The organism is Paraburkholderia rhynchosiae, assembly GCF_002879865.1.
GTDB lineage: Bacteria > Pseudomonadota > Gammaproteobacteria > Burkholderiales > Burkholderiaceae > Paraburkholderia > Paraburkholderia rhynchosiae.
In genome coordinates this window covers 1-401 of the sequence record NZ_PNXY01000144.1, presented here as the reverse complement: position 1 = coordinate 401, position 401 = coordinate 1, and the positions used below count along the sequence as shown (strand labels likewise).

The 401-nt window shown below is 59.6% G+C and carries 1 protein-coding gene; it reads left to right on the top strand.

Annotated elements, in window-relative coordinates:
• Positions 1-401: peptide-methionine (S)-S-oxide reductase MsrA (msrA, locus tag C0Z16_RS37200; protein WP_102636858.1), on the top strand; the 401-nt coding region annotated here is incomplete at both ends.

The following is a 401-nucleotide window of genomic DNA, read 5'->3' as shown; positions in this document are numbered from 1 at the left end:
TGTTTCTGGGGCATGCAAGGTGTGTTCCAGCATGTCGACGGCGTCATCAGCGCAACGTCCGGTTATGCCGGCGGCAGTGCGGAGACCGCGAACTACGAGCAGACGGAAACCGGAACCACGGGCCATGCCGAAGCCGTGCAAATCGTCTTCGATCCCAAGAAGATCAGCTATGGCAAGCTGCTGCAAATCTACTTCTCGGTCGCGCACGATCCCACACAGATCGACCGGCAAGGACCTGACAGCGGCACGCAGTATCGCTCCGCTATCTTTCCGGCCGACGCGGAGCAGGGGAAAGTCGCCTCGGATTATATCGCTCAGTTGGAAACGGCCCATGTCTTCAAGGCGAAGATTGCAACGGCCGTCGAGCCCGGCAACCCCTTCTACAAGGCCGAGGTCTACCA